We start from the raw sequence: 16,571 nt of genomic DNA on the forward strand, positions 1-16,571 counted from the left end.
GGAATTCATGCGTACCACCGGATGGTTGGTCCTGAGCGTGGCGATCGTCGCGGGATTGATGGTCGCCGTATCGCGCGCGGCGGAGGAGCCGCCCGCGGCGCCACCTCCACCCCCGAGTGAAGCAAAGGCACCGGCAACGGTGCAACCGCCGGCTTCCACCGTGCCCGTCACTCCCAAGGACGCCGCGCCGCCGCCCTCGGTGACCATCATCGGCGCGAGCGAGGCCCACGGCGTGCTCGGCCGCGACGTTCGCAGCGCCGCCGGCGAGGACATGGGCCGCATCGTCGACGTCATCGTCGATCGTACCGGTCACGTCCGCGCCGCGGCGATCGATTTCGGCGGCTTCCTCGGCGTCGGCAGCCGCAAGATCGTGGTGGACTGGAACGCGCTGCGCTTCGGCAAGATCGCCAACAAGAAGGACAGCATCACGTTGGAATTGACCAAGGCGCAGGTCGCGGCCGCGCCGGAATACAAGGAAGACACGCCGATCGTCGTGCTCGGCGCGTCCGGCAGCCTTCAGCCGCTGCAAGCGATCCAGTGAGGTGCAGGGAGGGCTGACCGCCCGTGCTGTTGTCGAGGAAGCCGAACCATGCAGATCGCGGCGGCCGCGCCGATCAGGACAAGGTCGTTGCGCCATCGGCTGCAGGCATTCCGGCGCCGTCGCGCCAGAGCCTGCGCGGCCTCGACTGGTTCATCTTCTTCCTCGCCGACGTGCAGACCGGATTCGGTCCCTTCATCGCGGTCTATCTGACGACGCAGAAATGGACCCAGGTCGAGATCGGCCTCGTGCTGTCGATCGGCGGCATCGTCGCCCTGATCGGCCAGATGCCCGGCGGTGCGATCATCGATGCCGCGAAATCCGAACGTCTCGTCGCCGCCCTCGCGATTGCGGCCATCGGCGCCTGCGCGCTCGCCTATGCCGCGATGCCGATCTTCCCCGTCGTGGCGACCGCCGCCACGCTGCATGCGATGGCGAGCTGCGTGCTCGGGCCCGCGATCGCCGCGATCAGCCTCGGCCTCGTCGGTCCGCTCGCGATCGGCGAGCGGCTCGGCCGCAACGCGCGCTTCGCTTCGCTCGGCAACGGCGTCGCGGCGGCGGTGATGGGCACGGCGGGCTATCTCCTGTCGAGCCGCTCGGTCTTCCTGGTCACCTTCCTGCTCGCGATCCCGACCCTGATCGCGCTGTCGCGCATCCGCGAGAATGAGGTCGACATCAGGCGCTGTCACGGCGAGATGCCGCCCGAAGCCGCCGATCGCGGCGACACCAATATCTGGCACCTGATCCGGCAGCGTCCGCTCATCGTCTTCGCACTCAGTGTGCTGCTGTTGCAGCTCGCGAACGCCGCGATGATGCCGCTGATGGCGAGCGCGGTGACGGCGCGGTCGAGCCAATGGGCGACCGTGCTCGTCGCCGCCTGCATCATCGTGCCGCAGGCGATCGTGGCGCTGTTGTCGCCGGCCGTCGGGCGCCAGGCGCAAGTGTGGGGCCGGCGGCCCTTGCTCTTGATCGGATTCGGCGCGCTCACGATTCGCGGCCTGCTGTTCGCGACCGTGCGCGATCCCTATCTGCTGGTGCTGGTGCAGGTGTTCGACGGCCTCACTGCGGCGGTGTTCGCGGTGATGATTCCGCTGATCGTCGCCGACGTCGCCTTCGGCAGCGGTCACTTCAACCTGGCGCAGGGCATCGTCGGCACCGCGACCGGCATCGGCGCGTCGCTGAGCACGGCGCTGGGCGGCTATGTCAGCGACAAGTTCGGCAACGCCACCGCGTTCATCGGGCTGTCCGGCGTCGCCGCCACGGGGCTGCTTCTGATCCTGCTGATGATGCCGGAAACCCGGCGCACGGCATGACCGAGACAAACAAAAAGCCGGCCGAAACGGGTTCGGCCGGCCAAGTCACGGGGGAGAAACCGATCAGGCGTCGAGATTGTGCAGGCGCTGGCGGTTGCGCAGCACGATCTGGCGGGCGCCGGAGAAACCGAGAATGCCCTGGGCGTGAAGCTGCGACAGTGCGCGCGACACGGTTTCGAGGGTGAGGCCGAGATAGTCGCCGATGTCGCGGCGGCACATCGGCAGCGCCATCATGCCGGCAACGGCGAGGCGGCGGTCCATTTCGAGCAGGAAGGTCGCAACACGCTCCATCGCGGTCTTGCGGCCCAGCAGCAGCATGTGGTCCTCGGCATGGCGAAGCTCGCCGGCGGTCATGGCCCAGAGCTTGCGGGCAACCTGCACGTCGGTGCCCGCGGCCTTCTCGAGGCTCGCGCGCTTCACGAGACGCACGGTGGTGTCGATGATGGCTTCTGCGGCGAGGCGGTGAGTGGGACCGGATTCGAGGCCGAACACGTCGCCGGGGAGATGGAAGGCGCCGATCTGGCGACGGCCGTCTGAGAGAAGCTTGTAGCTGCGCACCGCGCCGGTGACGACCTGATAGACATATTCGGCCGCCTCGTCCTCGCCATAGATCTCCTCGTCCTTGCCGTAGGAGAACTCGGTGGCGACCAGGCCGACATGGCCCGTGATCGCGCCGAACTGGTCGGTAACGGGGTGGGCAGGGGCAATCTTGCCACCGATTTGCGTGTTGATCGCCTGGGTGTTGATTGTCTGGGTCAGCATCTGCGCCATCTCCGTTGTGATGGCGCTTTCCTACGCGGTATCGGGTGCTTCGAAAATTTCGCGAGATATCTTAAGGGGGTCGCCTTACGTAGAATCCCGTAGGTCAGGCGCGGGGGCGGTCCTGGATGGCGTGGCGGATGCACTTGACCAGGTTTTCGTCGAGAAGCGGCTTCAAAATCACGTCTTTGATGCCCGCCGTCGCGGCGCGGGCCGAGATGTTCTCGTCAGGATAGCCGGTGATCAGGATCACAGGCGCGTCGTGGTCGGATTTGCGCAAGCGGCCGGTCAGCTCGATGCCGTTGATGTCCGGCATCTTGTAGTCGATGACGTAGCAGTCCGGCCCAAGCGCGCTGCCGACATTGAGCAGCGCCGTACCGCTCCTGAAAGTCCGCACGGCGAAGCCGTCGGTCTCCAGCAGGAACCGCAGGGATCCCAGGACGGCGGCATCGTCGTCGACCACAAAGACGGTGAGTTGTGGGGAGGACGGCAGCCGCGCATGATGTGAGCTGACCTCGATCATGCTGGCTGATTAGCACGGCGCCGGCAAGGCGCCTTGACTTGCCTCAATCGTTGAGCATGCCGGCGCGCATCGCCAGCCGGACCAGCTCCGAGAGGCTGCTCGCCTGCATCTTGGTCATGACGTTGGCCCGGTAGACCTCGATGGTGCGCGGGCTGATGTCGTATTCGCGGGCGATGAGCTTGTTGGAGAGGCCCGCGATCAGCCCTTCCATGACCTGGCGCTCCCTGGGACTCAAGGACGCGACGCGGGCGGCGATGTCGTGCGCGACAGCCTCGCTCTTGGCGGCGGGCTCGGCCTGGCGGATCGCCGAATCGATCATGGCGGTGAGACGGTCGTCATCGAACGGTTTTTCCAGGAAATCGACCGCCCCGAGCTTCATCGCCTCGACCGCGAGCGGCACGTCGCCATGACCGGTCATGATCACGATCGGGAACGGGCTTTGCTGTGCCTTCATCCGCTTCAGCAGCTCGATCCCGTCGAGGCCGGGCATGCGCACGTCGGAGACGACGCAGCCGAACTTGAGGCTGGGCAGGGCTTCGAGAAAGGCGAGCGCGTCGTCGAACAGGGTGACGGCGAAGCCCGCGGAATCCAGCAGGAAATTCAGCGAGTCCCGCATCGCTGCGTCGTCGTCGATGACGTAGACATTTCCTTTGGTCGTCATGAATCAGCTCTCGTCGGTTGCCGGCAAGGTGAAGCGGAATGTTGCTCCGCCCGCCGCGTTGCTCTCGGCCCACATGCGGCCGCCGTGAGCCTCGATGATCGAGCGGCTGATCGACAGTCCCACGCCCATGCCGGTGTCCTTGGTGGTGAAGAAGGTCTGAAACAGGTTTGGAATGACGTCGTCCCGGAAGCCGATGCCGGTGTCGGAAACCTCCACCTCGATCATGCCGTCGGCGTCACGCGTGTTGGCGACGACGAGCTCGCGCTGCGGCGATTGCGCCATGGCTTCGAGCGCGTTGCGGAACAGGTTGACCAGCACCTGCTGAATCTGCACCCGGTCGGCGAGGACGAGATCGGCGTCGGGATCGAGGCTGAAGCGGAGCTGCACGTTCTGCTCGCGCGCGCCGGCGAGCCCGAGCGCGCCGGCTTCCTCGATCAGCTTGGACAGGCTCTCGACCCGCTTCTCCGATTCGCCGCGGGAGACGAAGTCGCGCAAGCGGCGGATGATCTGGCCGGCGCGCAAGGCCTGCTCCGCCGCGCGATCCAGCGCGCTTTCGACCTTCGGCGCGTTGGGATCGCTGCTGCCGGTGAGGAGGCGCCGCGATCCCTTCATGTAATTGCTGATCGCCGCCAGCGGCTGGTTGAGCTCGTGGGCGAGCGCGGAGGCCATTTCGCCCATCGCGGTCAACCGCGACACGTGCACGAGCTCGGATTGCAGCTCCTGGAGCCGCGCCTGGGTCTGCTGGTGCTCGGTGAGGTCGCGCACGAAGCCGGTGAAATAGGGCTCGCCTGCGCGTTGCGTCTGCCCGACGGACAGGTGCATCGGGAAAGTCGTGCCGTCGCGGCGCTTGCCCGTCACAATCCGGCCGATGCCGATGATGTGCGGATCATTCGTCTTGAGATAGCGCGCGATATAGCTGTCATGACGCGACTGATCGGGCTCCGGCATCAGAACGCTCACGTTCCGTCCGATGGCTTCCTGCCTGCTGTAGCCGAACAGCCGCTCCGCGGCGCTGCTGAAGAGCTGCATGATGCCGCGTGAATCGATGACGATCATGGCGTCGGGCACCGTTTCGAGAATCGAGCGAAGATGATTCTCCTGGGAGCGCAGGGCCTCCTCGAGCTGCTTTTCCTGGTTGATGTCGAGGAATATCCCGCTGAGGTGACGTGGCGTGCCCGCATCGTCCCGGATCACACCGGCCCTGGCCCGGATCCATTGACCGTTCCCGGACGCGCCGCCGACCTTGAAGGACAGGTCAAGTCCCCCGCCGCCCGAGGTGCGCCCGATCGCCTTCACGAGCTGGTCCCGGTCACTCGGTTCCAGCAGCGAAAGAAAGAGATCGTAGCTGACGGTTCGGTCGCGCTCGAGGCCAAACAGCCGCTTGGCCAGGTCCGACCATTCAAGTTCGCGCGTCTGCAGATCAAGGTCCCAGGTGCCCACCCCGAATCCTTCGATGCGGCCCCGGAAGTGCTCGCCCCGACCATCGTCTGCCGGATGGGTCACGCGGTTCGGCGTCAAGCTCTGCTCCTGTCCTCGGCGGGCAGGCGGATGCCTTTACCGCTCCGGTAATTTCGCCCAAGGCTCGCTTGGAGGCAAGCGCGGACGTTGAATTCACTGGCGGAATTCCCACAGAACGGCGAGGGAGCCAGAGGCGCCTGCTTTGATCTATCTCAGCCTGCCGCGCGGCAGCAGGTCTAGCATTCAACAAAATTGGTGTTGCTGGAGATACCCTATGACATACGCGACCGTCATGGTCAGCTTGGCGCTCGATCAGCCCAACGAGGCGCGTCTTCAGGTCGCGGGGGAGCTCGCCGAGCGATTCGAGGCTGCCATCGTCGGGGTCGCCGCGGCGCAGTTCGTGCCGCCGCTCTACTTCACCGACGGCACCGAGGCGCAAGCGCTGATCGATGCGGGCGAAGCTTCGGTCAAGCAACGGCTGGCCGGCCTGGAGGCACAATTCCGCGCAGCCATGAAAAATCGCGGCGGACATGCGGAGTGGCGCAGCGCCATGGATTTTCCGGCACGATTCGCCCTGGCACAGGCCCGTTGCGCCGATATCGTCGTCAGCGGGGGGCAGAGCCCGGCCTTCTCCGATGCTTTCTCGCTCGCGAGCCCCAAGGACCTGGTGATGCAGGCCGGCCGTCCGCTTCTCGTTGTCCCCGATCGCGCCAGCTGGCTGGACCTGCGCAACGTGCTGGTGGCGTGGAAGGACACGCCGGAGGCGCGGCGGGCGGTGGCCGACGCGCTGCCGATGCTGCGCAAGGCGAGGGAGGTCACCATCGTTGAAATTCCAGAGCAGCGCGACGACCGTTCGGCCGTATTGGCCGGCGTCACCGACGTTGCCGCCTGGCTCGGCCGTCACGGCGTCACCGCGACCGCACGCGTCTCGGAAGGTGCGGGGCACGAAGCCGCCGCGGCGCAACTGGAGAAAGTCGCCGGCGACGTCGGCGCCGGCCTGATCGTCGCGGGTGCTTATGGTCATTCGAGATTTCGCGAGCTGATCCTGGGAGGCGTCACCCAGTATCTGGTAACGCAAACCGCTCGCAGCGTGCTGCTGTCGCACTGAGCGCCGGCCCGTCAATATCGAATCGAGGAGGACGCGCCGTGTATAGATTTCTTGAACAGACCGTCGACGGCTACATGACGCGCAACGTCAAAACGGTGCAGCGCGGCCTCGACTTGTTCCAGCTCAGCGAGATGTTCGAGACCGACGATTTCAACAGCTATCCGGTCGAAGACGACGGGCAAGTGGTCGGCATCGTCACCAAATTCGACATCCTGAAGTGCTTCGCCTTCACGCCGAGCCAGATGTTGCCGCGCTACGATGACCTGATGAGCCGCAAGATCGGCGACGTCATGACGCCCGAGTTCATCTATGTCAGCCCCGACACGCGGCTCACTCGTGTGCTCCAGATCATGGTCGAGCACCGCATCAGGAGCATCATCGTGCTCGACGGTGCACAGAAGCTGGTCGGGATCATTGCCCGCGAGGACGTCATCGCGGCGCTCAAGGCGACGGCGCGGGAGTGACGCGACCGCTTCCCTTCTCCCCTTGCGGGAGAAGGTGGCGTGGGCCGCCTACGGCGGCCGTTCTTGAGAACGCCGAAGCAAAGCATCGGCTATGGCGCCGGATGAGGAGTTGCTTCGGCGAATCCAATCAAGGCTGGACTCGGGGAGCGTCGTAGGGTGGGCAAAGCGAAGCGTGCCCACCATTTCTGTCGCGGTGTCGGATAAATGGTGGGCACGGCGCAAGTGCGCCGTTGCCCACCCTACGATTCTGGACTCGCGGAACCAACCCCTCGCCCAAGTGAGTTTGCCGCACCTTCCTCGCTGCCCTCTCCCGCAAGGAGAGAGGGCGCATCAACTGGCAGCCGCCTCACATTAACAGAAATCCATCCATCTTGATTTCAATCAATTCCCCGCGAGGGTGAATGTGGTTTCTGGCAGCGTGTTCTTTCAGAGAGAATCCGCATGAGCCAGCCCTCCATCTCCAAATCCATGACATCAGGTGAAAGCGGCTTGGCTGTCGTGTTCGCAGTCACCGCGTTCCTGTGCGTGATCGCCTCGGCCAAGGCGCTCGATGCGCCCTTCGCCTTCCACGCCGCGCTCAGCGCGGCGGCGAGCCTGGCTGCGGTGTTCGTCATCATCAACCGCTACTTCGAGCGGCCGGCGGCGCTGCCGCCGGCGGAGATCAACGGCCGACCCAACTACAACATGGGGCCGATCAAGTTCTCCGCCTTCATGGCGATGTTCTGGGGCATTGCCGGATTTCTCGTCGGCCTCATCATCGCCTCGCAGCTGGCCTGGCCCGCGCTGAACTTCGATCTGCCCTGGACCAGCTTCGGCCGCCTGCGGCCGCTGCACACCTCCGCCGTGATCTTCGCCTTCGGCGGCAACGTGTTGATCGCGACCTCCTTCTACGTGGTGCAGAAGTCCTGCCGCGCGCGCCTTGCCGGCGACCTCGCGCCGTGGTTCGTCGTGGTGGGCTACAACTTCTTCATTCTGATCGCTGGCACCGGCTATCTGCTCGGCGTCACCCAGTCGAAGGAATATGCCGAGCCGGAATGGTACGCCGACCTGTGGCTGACCATCGTCTGGGTCGTCTATCTGCTCGTCTTCCTTGCCACCATCTTCAAGCGCAAGGAGCCGCACATCTTCGTCGCGAACTGGTTCTATCTCGCCTTCATCGTGACGATCGCGGTCCTGCATCTCGGCAACAATCCGGCGCTCCCGGTCTCGGTGTTCGGCTCGAAGTCCTACATCGCCTGGGGCGGCATCCAGGACGCCATGTTCCAGTGGTGGTACGGCCATAACGCGGTCGGCTTCTTCCTGACCGCCGGCTTCCTCGCCATCATGTACTACTTCATCCCGAAGCGCGCCGAGCGGCCGATCTATTCCTACCGGCTCTCGATCATCCACTTCTGGGCGCTGATCTTCCTCTACATCTGGGCCGGCCCGCACCATCTGCACTACACGGCGCTGCCGGACTGGACGCAGACGCTGGGCATGACCTTCTCGATCATGCTGTGGATGCCTTCATGGGGCGGCATGATCAACGGCCTGATGACGCTGTCGGGCGCCTGGGACAAGCTGCGCACCGATCCCGTGCTGCGCATGCTCGTGGTCTCCGTCGCCTTCTACGGCATGTCGACCTTCGAAGGCCCGATGATGTCGATCAAGGTGGTCAACTCGCTCAGCCACTACACCGACTGGACCATCGGCCACGTGCATTCCGGCGCACTCGGCTGGGTCGGCTTCGTCTCCTTCGGCGCGCTCTACTGCCTGGTGCCGTGGGCCTGGAACCGCAAGGGCCTCTACAGCCTGAAGCTCGTCAACTGGCACTTCTGGGTCGCCACGCTCGGCATCGTTCTCTACATCTCGGCGATGTGGGTGTCCGGCATCCTGCAGGGCCTGATGTGGCGCGCCTACACCTCGCTCGGCTTCCTCGAATATTCCTTCATCGAGACCGTCGAGGCGATGCATCCCTTCTACATCATCCGCGCCGCCGGCGGCGGCCTGTTCCTGATCGGCGCGCTGATCATGGCCTACAATCTCTGGATGACGGTTCGCGTCGGCGAACAGGAAGTCCAGATGCCCGTCGCTCTTCAGCCGGCGGAGTGAGGAGCTCAAGCAATGTCGTTCTGGACACGCCACCAAATCTTCGAAAAGAACTCGATCATCCTGGTCGTCGGCATCCTGCTGGTCATCGCGATCGGCGGTCTCGTCGAGATCACCCCGCTGTTCTACCTCAAGAGCACGATCGAGAAGGTCGACGGGGTCAGGCCCTACACGCCGCTGGAGCTCGCCGGACGCAACGTCTACGTCCGCGAGGGCTGCTATCTCTGCCACTCGCAGATGGTCCGGCCCTTGCGCGACGAGGTCGAGCGCTACGGTCACTTCTCGCTGGCCGCCGAGAGCATGTTCGACCATCCGTTCCAATGGGGCTCCAAGCGCACGGGTCCGGATCTCGCCCGCGTCGGCGCCAAATATTCCGACGACTGGCACGTCACCCATCTGACCAACCCGCGCGCGATCGTGCCGCAATCGGTGATGCCGGGCTATCCGTTCCTCAGCGCGAACGAGGTCGATCCGGATGCGATCGCCGGCGACATGCGTACGCTGAGGACAGTCGGGGTACCCTATAGCGACGAGCAGATCGCCAGTGCCGCCGCCGACCTGAAGGCCCAGGCCGATCCGGACAATGCCGGCACCGACGCCTTCAACAAGCGCTACGCCAAGGCCGTCGTGCGCAATTTCGACGGCAAGACCGGCACGCCGACCGAGATGGACGCGCTCGTCGCGTACCTGCAGATGCTCGGAACGCTGGTCGACTTCAAGATCTACAACGAGAAAGCCAATCTTCGCTGAGAAGGCATGAACGATGAAAGCCATCCTGACCGTCCATAATCTTGCGTCCGATCTCGTGACGACGATCTGGACCCCGGTGTTCGTCGCGATCTTTCTCGCGATCATCGCCTACGCATTTTGGCCCCGTAACAAGGCTGTGTTCGACAAAGCAGCGCACCTGCCGTTGCGGGAGGAGTAGAGAACCATGACCGATCATTCTAGCGACATCGATTCCGTCTCCGGCAGGTCCACGACCGGACACGAGTGGGACGGCATCAAGGAGCTCAACACGCCGCTGCCGCGCTGGTGGGTGATCTGCTTCTACCTCACCATCGTCTGGTCGATCGGCTACTGGATCGTCTATCCGGCCTGGCCGCTGATCGCCAGCAACACGACGGGCATGTTCGGCTACTCCTCGCGCGCCGACGTCGCGGTCGAACTCGCCAATCTCGAGAAGATCCGCGGTGACAAGATGGTGGCGCTGGGCGCTGCCTCGCTCGCCGACATCGAGAAGGACCCGGCTCTGCTGGCGCTCGCCCGCGCCAAGGGCAAGACCGTGTTCGGCGACAATTGCGCGCCGTGCCACGGCTCCGGCGGCGCCGGCGCGAAGGGCTACCCGAACCTGAACGACGACGACTGGCTGTGGGGCGGCACGCTCGACCAGATCATGCAGACCATCCAGTTCGGCGCGCGTTCCGGCCATGCCAAGACGCATGAGGGCCAGATGCTCGCTTTCGGCAAGGACGGCGTGCTGAAGGGCGACGAGATCGTCACCGTCGCCAATTACGTGCGGTCGCTGTCGGGCCTCTCGACCCGCAACGGCTTTGACGCCGCCAAGGGCCAGAAGATCTTTGCGGAGAATTGCGCCGCCTGCCATGGCGACGCCGGCAAGGGCAACCAGGAGATGGGCGCACCGAACCTGACCGACAAGATCTGGCTCTACGGCTCCGACGAGGCGAGCCTGATCGAGACCATCGGCCAGGGCCGCGCCGGTGTGATGCCGGCCTGGGAAGGCCGGCTCGATCCGGCCACCATCAAGGCGATGGCGGTCTATGTCCACTCGCTCGGCGGCGGCAAATAGGCCGATCCACGACCGGCGACTTCCGGCGGGGGCGAAGAAAAGCGCCCCCGTTTGCGTTGGATCAAGGGACTTTCCGGCGCCCGGTCTAGGTTCAATCGCACCTCTCGAGAAGACCCCGCGATGAACAAGACCGTCAACCCGAACGATCTCAAGCCAGCTGGCGACGTCGGGCCGCTTTATGCGGCCCGCAAGAAGGTCTACCCCCAGAGCGTCTCCGGCACGTTCCGGCGGATCAAGTGGACCCTGATGGCGATCTGCCTCGGCGTCTACTATTTCCTGCCCTTCATACGCTGGAATCGCGGCCTCGGCGCGCCCAGCCAGGCGGTGCTGATCGATCTTCCCAACAGCCGCTTCTACTTCTTCTTCATCGAGCTGTGGCCGCAGGAGGTCTACTACTTCACCGGCCTCTTGATCGTCGCCGCGGTGGCGCTGTTCTTGATGAACTCCATCGGCGGCCGCATCTGGTGCGGCTACCTCTGTCCGCAGACGGTCTGGACCGACCTGTTCTATGCCGTCGAGCGCCTGGTCGAGGGCGACCGGCGCGAGCGGATGAAGAAGGATGCGTCGACCGACCCGATGAAGCTCGAGCGCATCTCCGAGATCGTGCTCAAGCATTCGATCTGGATCATGATCGCCTGGTGGACCGGCGGCGCCTGGGTGCTCTACTTCAATGACGCCCCGACCCTGGTGAAGGAGCTCGTCACCTTCCAGGCGCCGATGATCGCCTATATCTGGATCGGCATCCTCACCACGACGACCTATCTGCTCGCCGGCTACATGCGCGAGCAGGTCTGCACCTATATGTGCCCGTGGCCGCGGATCCAGGCGGCGCTCACCGACGAATGGGCGCTCAACGTCACCTACCGCTACGACCGCGGCGAGAAGCGCACGTCGGTGAAGAAGGCCGCCGAGCTGCGCGCGCTCGGCCAGCAGGTCGGCGATTGCGTCGATTGCTACCAGTGTGTCGCGGTCTGCCCGACCGGCATCGACATCCGCAACGGACCGCAGATGGAATGCATCCAGTGCGGGCTCTGCATCGATGCCTGCGACAACGTGATGACCAAGATCGGCCGGCCGAAGCGGCTGATCGGCTACGACAACGACATCAACATCCACCGCCGCCAGGAAGGCAAGGCGCCGATCTATAGAATCGTCCGCGCCCGCACCATCGTCTACAGCGCCATCATCGCGGCGGTCGGCGGCTTCATGGTCTATACGCTTGCCACGCGCAGCCTGCTCGACGTCAACGTGCTGCACGACCGCAATCCGGTCGCGGTCAAGCTCAGCGACGGCTCGATCCGCAACGCCTACACGGTCCGGCTGCTCAACAAGAGCGGCTATGACCGCGTCATCGCGATCGACGCTGACGGGCCGGTCAATTCGACCATTCACGTCGTCGGCGTCGATTCGGTGACGCCGGATCGGCCGATGATCGTGATCCCGCGCGACTCGACGAGCGAGCTTCGGCTTCTGGTCACCGCGCCGGCCGACAACAATCCGGAGAAGTCGATTCCGGTCCACTTCCACGTCACCGACATCGGGCTCGGCGTCGTCGCTTCCGCCACCGACAATTTCGTCTCGCCTTAAGGATCAGGAGACTGCCATGGCTTCCAAGCCGCTGACCGGAACCAAGGTCTTCCTGATGCTGGTCGCTTTCTTCGGCCTCGTGATCGGCGTCAATGCGACCATGATGAAGCTCGCGATCGCGACGCTGCCCGGCACCGATGTCGACAGCCCCTATGCCGCGGGCCTCGTCTATGACCGCGAGATCTCGGCGGCGCAGGACCAGGCCGCGCGCAAATGGAAGGTCAACGCTCATATCGAGCGCCGCAACGACGGCGGCGCCTCGGTCCAGGTCGAGGCCCGCGATGCCGGCGGCCAGCCGATCTCCGGGCTGAAGTTCGGCGGCCGGCTGGAGCGGCCGACCGACAAGCGCGCCGATCTCGCGGTCGAGCTCACCGAAGCCGGCATCGGTCTCTATCGCGGCAATGCCGCGTCCGTCGCGCCGGGCCAATGGGACCTGGTGATCGAGGGCGAGGCGCGGGGGACGCGCGTGTTCATGTCGCGCAACCGCGTGATCCTGAACTGAAGGGTTTTGTCATGCGGGTCACGCGCGATTTCTCCCACTATGTTCGCGATGCGGGCGGGGGCGTCCAGCACATCGATCTCGCGGTCGAGGGCGTTCACTGCGCCGGCTGCATGGCGAAGATCGAGGGCGGGCTGTCGGCAATCCCCGATGTCACGCTGGCGCGCGTGAACCTCACCGACCGCCGCGTCGCGCTGGAATGGAAAGCGGGCACGCTCGACCCCGGTAGCTTCATCGATCGGCTCGAGGAGCTCGGCTACAAGGCCTATCCGTTCGAGACCGAGAGCGCGGAGGCCGCCGAGGTCGCCGAATCGCGGTTCCTGCTGCGCTGCCTCGGGGTTGCGGCATTCGCCACCATGAACGTGATGATGCTGTCGATCCCGGTGTGGTCGGGCAACGCCTCGGACATGCTGCCCGAGCAGCGCGATTTCTTCCACTGGCTGTCGGCGCTGATCGCCTTGCCGGCGGCGGCCTATGCCGGCCAGCCGTTCTTCCGCTCGGCTTGGCGCGCGCTGTCGGCGAAGACCACCAACATGGACGTGCCGATCTCGATCGGCGTGATCCTGGCGCTCGGCATGTCGGTGGTCGAGACCATCCACCACGCCGAGCACGCCTATTTCGACGCGGCGATCATGCTGCTGACCTTCCTCTTGGTCGGCCGCTTCCTCGACCAGAACATGCGGCGGCGGACCCGCGCGGTCGCCGGCAATCTCGCGGCGCTGAAGGCGGAGACGGCCGCGAAGTTCATAGGGCCCGACGAGATCTCGCAGGTGCCGGTTGCAGCGATCAATCCCGGCGACATCGTGCTGCTCAGGCCCGGTGAGCGCTGTGCGGTCGACGGCACCGTGATCGAGGGCCGTTCCGAGATCGACCAGAGCCTGATCACCGGCGAGACGCTCTATGTCACGGCCGAGCAGGGCACGCCGGTCTACGCCGGATCGATGAACATCTCCGGCACGCTGCGGGTGCGGGTCTCGGCGGCCTCCGAGGCGACGCTGCTCGCCGAGATCACGCGGCTGCTCGACAACGCGCTTGCCGCGCGCTCGCACTACATGCGGCTCGCCGACCGCGCCTCGCGGCTCTATGCGCCGGTGGTGCATGCGACCGCGCTCCTGACCATTCTCGGCTGGGTCATCGCGGGTGCCTCCTGGCATGATGCGATCGTGACCGGCGTTGCCGTGCTGATCATCACCTGTCCCTGCGCGCTCGGGCTCGCGATCCCGACGGTGCAGACGGTGGCCTCGGGTGCGATGTTCAAGGCGGGTGTGCTGCTCAATGCGGGCGATGCGATCGAGCGGCTGGCCGAAGCCGACCATGTCATCTTCGACAAGACCGGCACGCTGACGCTGCCCGAGCTCGAAGTCATGAATGCCGCCGACATCCCCGCCGATATTTTCGAGCTTGCCGGCCGGCTCGCGCTGTCGAGCCATCATCCGGTCGCCGCTGCGGTTGCGCTGGCTGCCGGTGCGAAGTCTCCGATGGTCGGCGCGGTGGAGGAGTCCGGGCAGGGCGTCCGCGCGACCGTCGACGGCGTCGAGCTTCGCCTCGGGCGTCCGTCCTTCTGCGGTGCCGAGATGCTGGTCGGCGGCGCCGCGCTCGATCCCGAGGCCTCCATCGTGGCTTTCAGCAAGGGCCCCGCACAATTCATCCTTTCCGTCCGCCAGGGCCTGCGCCCCGATGCGCAGGCCGTGATCGCGGCGCTGAAGGCGCGCAACATCGGCATCGAGATCCTTTCCGGCGACCGCGAGCCGGCGGTGAAGGCGGCGGCGGACGCGCTCGGCATTCCCGAATGGCGCGCCGGCGTCACCCCGGCCGACAAGATCGCGCGGATCGAGGAACTGAAACAGCGCGGCGCCAAGGTGCTGATGGTCGGCGACGGCATGAACGACGCCCCTTCGCTCGCGGCGGCCCATGTCTCGATGTCGCCGATCTCGGCCGCGCATCTCAGCCAGGCCACCGCCGATCTCGTCTTTCTCGGCCGGCCGTTGGCTCCCGTGGTCGCCGCCATCGATGCTGCGCGCAAGGCGCTGCATTTGATGCGGCAGAACCTCTGGCTTGCGATCGGCTATAACGTGCTTGCCGTTCCGGTTGCGATCAGCGGCGTCGTGACGCCCCTGATTGCGGCGGCCGCGATGAGCGGGTCGTCGATCCTGGTGATGCTGAACTCGCTGCGCGCCCGCAGCGCCTCGCGGGAGATCGTGTGATGGAGATCCTGGTCATCCTGGTGCCGCTGGCCTTGATGCTCGGAGGTGCCGGTCTTGTCGCTTTCCTCTGGTCGCTCCGAAGCGGCCAGTACGACGATCTCGACGGCGCAGCCTGGCGCGCCATCGCCGACGACGAGCCGCCGCAGGAAGCTCCGGTCAAGCGCTAAAGCATGATCCGGAAAAGTGCGAAGCGGTTTTCCGGAAAGATCATGCGTAGGCAAAAATCTAAAGCGCGATGACGATTCATCCAAATCTCATCGCGCTTTAGGCTTCAGGGCGAAGGTGAGCAGGGCCGCCAGCGCGAGGGCCACGCCGACACCTGTGACGCAGGCCGCCCAGCCGAAAGCGTCGAACAGCCGGCCGAGCACGGCCGTACCGGCCAGCCCGCCGCAGAAGTAGCATGCAAGATAAGTCCCGCTGGCGATGCCGCGGCTGTCGGTTGCTGCCTGTCCGACGAAGCTAGTTGCGGCGGCCTGTGCGAAGAATGTGCCGACGCCGACCAGCACCATGCCGGCGAGCACCTCGCCGAGATGCGGCGCCAGCATCAAGGGCAGGCCCAGCCCGGCGACAGCGAGCGCGCTCCAGATCGTGGGCCGCGTTCCCAGCCGCGCGGCCACCTTGCCGGCCAGAAGCGTCGTGACGACCGACGGCAGGAAGACGACATAGACGAGGCCCAGATCCATCATGCCCAGCGACAGCGGCGGCCGCACCAGCACGAAATTGACGAAGGTGAAGGTGCCGATGAAGGCGAACAGGATGCAGAAACCGATGCCGAAGGCGGCGCGCAGTTGCGGATTGCGCCAGTGCGCGAGGGTGGCGGAAAGGGGCGAAGCCGCGGGCATCATCGCATGCATCGGCCGCACGCGCTGGATGGTGAAATAGACCAGCACCGCGCCGGCCAGGTTCAGCGCTGCGAAGAAATAAAAGTTCCAGGCGAGGCCGAGGCTATCGGCCACGGCCGCTGAGATCAGCCGGCCGACAAGGTTGCTGGCGACATTGCCGGTGATGTAGGCGGCAAACGCACTGCCGGCGTCCTTGGCACTGCATTGCTCGCCGAGATAAGCGAGGGTGAGCGCGAAGGCGGCCGCCATGCACAGGCCCTGCGCGACGCGCAGGGCAGTGAAGACGGCAAGATTTGGCGCGAACGCCAGCAGGCTGGTGGGGATCGCAAGAAGTGCCAGGCTGAGCAGGATGCCGGTCCGCCGGTCGATATGCGGGCTGAAGAAGCCGACGACGAGACCTGCGACCGCCATGCCGAAGGTGCTGGCATTGACGGCAAAGCCCATCGCTGCGGGCGTGACGCCGTAGTGCCGCGTCAACGAGGGAAGGATGGCCTGCGTCGCGAAGAGATCGACGACGGTCAGGAAGGCGGTGAGGCCGATCACAAGCGATCGCAGCGCGAGGCCTGGGGAATGCGCCTCCACCATCATCGCGCCCGGTTTGATGGGCGTGGAAAGATCGGTCATGGCGTGCATCTCCTTCGACTGTCATTCCGGGCTGGTGCGCGAGCACCAGACCCGGAATCTCGAGTTCTCAGGTGCGCAACTGCGCACCAGAGT

The 16,571-nt window shown here is 65.3% G+C and carries 17 protein-coding genes; 12 read left to right on the forward strand and 5 right to left on the reverse strand.

From position 1 onward, the window contains the following. Nucleotides 1-7 precede the first annotated feature (7 nt). The gene (locus JQ566_RS01065) at nucleotides 8-541 is read left to right on the forward strand and encodes a PRC-barrel domain-containing protein (protein ID WP_212368336.1); all 534 of its coding nucleotides are present in this window, start codon (nucleotides 8-10) and stop codon (nucleotides 539-541) included. Nucleotides 542-564: 23 nt separating this feature from the next. Continuing rightward, on the forward strand, nucleotides 565-1,851 hold the full coding sequence (locus JQ566_RS01070; RefSeq protein WP_212368338.1) for an MFS transporter: 1,287 nt from the start codon (nucleotides 565-567) through the stop codon (nucleotides 1,849-1,851). Nucleotides 1,852-1,914: 63 nt separating this feature from the next. Here JQ566_RS01070 and JQ566_RS01075 read toward each other — a convergent pair whose 3' ends face one another. From JQ566_RS01075 to fixL, 4 genes are all read right to left on the reverse strand, one after another. Next, nucleotides 1,915-2,613: a helix-turn-helix domain-containing protein gene (locus JQ566_RS01075; RefSeq protein ID WP_167407277.1), complete on the reverse strand. Its 699-nt coding sequence runs from the start codon at nucleotides 2,611-2,613 to the stop codon at nucleotides 1,915-1,917. Nucleotides 2,614-2,716: 103 nt separating this feature from the next. Next, nucleotides 2,717-3,133: a response regulator transcription factor gene (locus JQ566_RS01080; RefSeq protein WP_212368340.1), complete on the reverse strand. Its 417-nt coding sequence runs from the start codon at nucleotides 3,131-3,133 to the stop codon at nucleotides 2,717-2,719. Nucleotides 3,134-3,176: 43 nt separating this feature from the next. Continuing rightward, on the reverse strand, nucleotides 3,177-3,794 hold the full coding sequence (gene fixJ / locus JQ566_RS01085) for a response regulator FixJ (RefSeq protein ID WP_212368360.1): 618 nt from the start codon (nucleotides 3,792-3,794) through the stop codon (nucleotides 3,177-3,179). A gap of 3 nt (nucleotides 3,795-3,797) precedes the next feature. Next, a complete protein-coding gene (gene fixL, locus JQ566_RS01090; RefSeq protein ID WP_212368363.1) occupies nucleotides 3,798-5,312 on the reverse strand; it encodes a sensor protein FixL in 1,515 nt (504 codons plus the stop codon). A 214-nt stretch (nucleotides 5,313-5,526) separates the two neighbouring features. On the opposite strand from fixL, the gene JQ566_RS01095 reads away from it, so the two are divergent. The 10 genes from JQ566_RS01095 (at nucleotide 5,527) to ccoS (ending at nucleotide 15,179) form a co-directional block, all read left to right on the forward strand. After that, the gene (locus JQ566_RS01095; RefSeq protein WP_212371433.1) at nucleotides 5,527-6,360 is read left to right on the forward strand and encodes a universal stress protein; all 834 of its coding nucleotides are present in this window, start codon (nucleotides 5,527-5,529) and stop codon (nucleotides 6,358-6,360) included. A 38-nt stretch (nucleotides 6,361-6,398) separates the two neighbouring features. Beyond that, nucleotides 6,399-6,824, forward strand: coding sequence for a CBS domain-containing protein (locus tag JQ566_RS01100; protein WP_212368390.1), 426 nt, complete (start codon nucleotides 6,399-6,401; stop codon nucleotides 6,822-6,824). Between the two features lie 441 nt (nucleotides 6,825-7,265). Beyond that, nucleotides 7,266-8,915 carry a cytochrome-c oxidase, cbb3-type subunit I gene (ccoN, locus tag JQ566_RS01105; RefSeq protein WP_212368393.1) on the forward strand — a complete coding sequence of 550 codons (1,650 nt, stop codon included), beginning with the start codon at nucleotides 7,266-7,268 and terminating at the stop codon, nucleotides 8,913-8,915. 12 nt (nucleotides 8,916-8,927) lie between these two features. Next, nucleotides 8,928-9,662 carry a cytochrome-c oxidase, cbb3-type subunit II gene (ccoO, locus tag JQ566_RS01110; protein ID WP_212368396.1) on the forward strand — a complete coding sequence of 245 codons (735 nt, stop codon included), beginning with the start codon at nucleotides 8,928-8,930 and terminating at the stop codon, nucleotides 9,660-9,662. Nucleotides 9,663-9,675: 13 nt separating this feature from the next. After that, entirely contained in the window at nucleotides 9,676-9,840 is a 165-nt protein-coding gene (locus JQ566_RS01115; protein WP_028135114.1) for a cbb3-type cytochrome oxidase subunit 3, read from the forward strand. Nucleotides 9,841-9,846: 6 nt separating this feature from the next. After that, on the forward strand, nucleotides 9,847-10,722 hold the full coding sequence (ccoP, locus tag JQ566_RS01120; RefSeq protein ID WP_212368399.1) for a cytochrome-c oxidase, cbb3-type subunit III: 876 nt from the start codon (nucleotides 9,847-9,849) through the stop codon (nucleotides 10,720-10,722). Nucleotides 10,723-10,842: 120 nt separating this feature from the next. Then, nucleotides 10,843-12,309 carry a cytochrome c oxidase accessory protein CcoG gene (gene ccoG, locus JQ566_RS01125; RefSeq protein WP_212368402.1) on the forward strand — a complete coding sequence of 489 codons (1,467 nt, stop codon included), beginning with the start codon at nucleotides 10,843-10,845 and terminating at the stop codon, nucleotides 12,307-12,309. Nucleotides 12,310-12,325: 16 nt separating this feature from the next. Next, entirely contained in the window at nucleotides 12,326-12,811 is a 486-nt protein-coding gene (locus JQ566_RS01130) for a FixH family protein (RefSeq protein WP_212368405.1), read from the forward strand. Nucleotides 12,812-12,822: 11 nt separating this feature from the next. Then, entirely contained in the window at nucleotides 12,823-15,012 is a 2,190-nt protein-coding gene (locus JQ566_RS01135; RefSeq protein WP_212368422.1) for a cation-translocating P-type ATPase, read from the forward strand. Continuing rightward, complete coding sequence (gene ccoS, locus JQ566_RS01140) at nucleotides 15,012-15,179, forward strand: cbb3-type cytochrome oxidase assembly protein CcoS (protein ID WP_008138466.1); 168 nt, start codon at nucleotides 15,012-15,014, stop codon at nucleotides 15,177-15,179. The genes JQ566_RS01135 and ccoS overlap by 1 nt, the downstream gene beginning before the upstream one ends. Before the next feature lie 87 nt (nucleotides 15,180-15,266). Here ccoS and JQ566_RS01145 read toward each other — a convergent pair whose 3' ends face one another. Next, nucleotides 15,267-16,478, reverse strand: coding sequence for an MFS transporter (locus JQ566_RS01145; RefSeq protein ID WP_212368425.1), 1,212 nt, complete (start codon nucleotides 16,476-16,478; stop codon nucleotides 15,267-15,269). Nucleotides 16,479-16,571: the final 93 nt, after the last annotated feature.

This window comes from Bradyrhizobium sp. SZCCT0231 (assembly GCF_018130245.1).
Taxonomy (GTDB): Bacteria; Pseudomonadota; Alphaproteobacteria; order Rhizobiales; family Xanthobacteraceae; genus Bradyrhizobium; species Bradyrhizobium japonicum_F.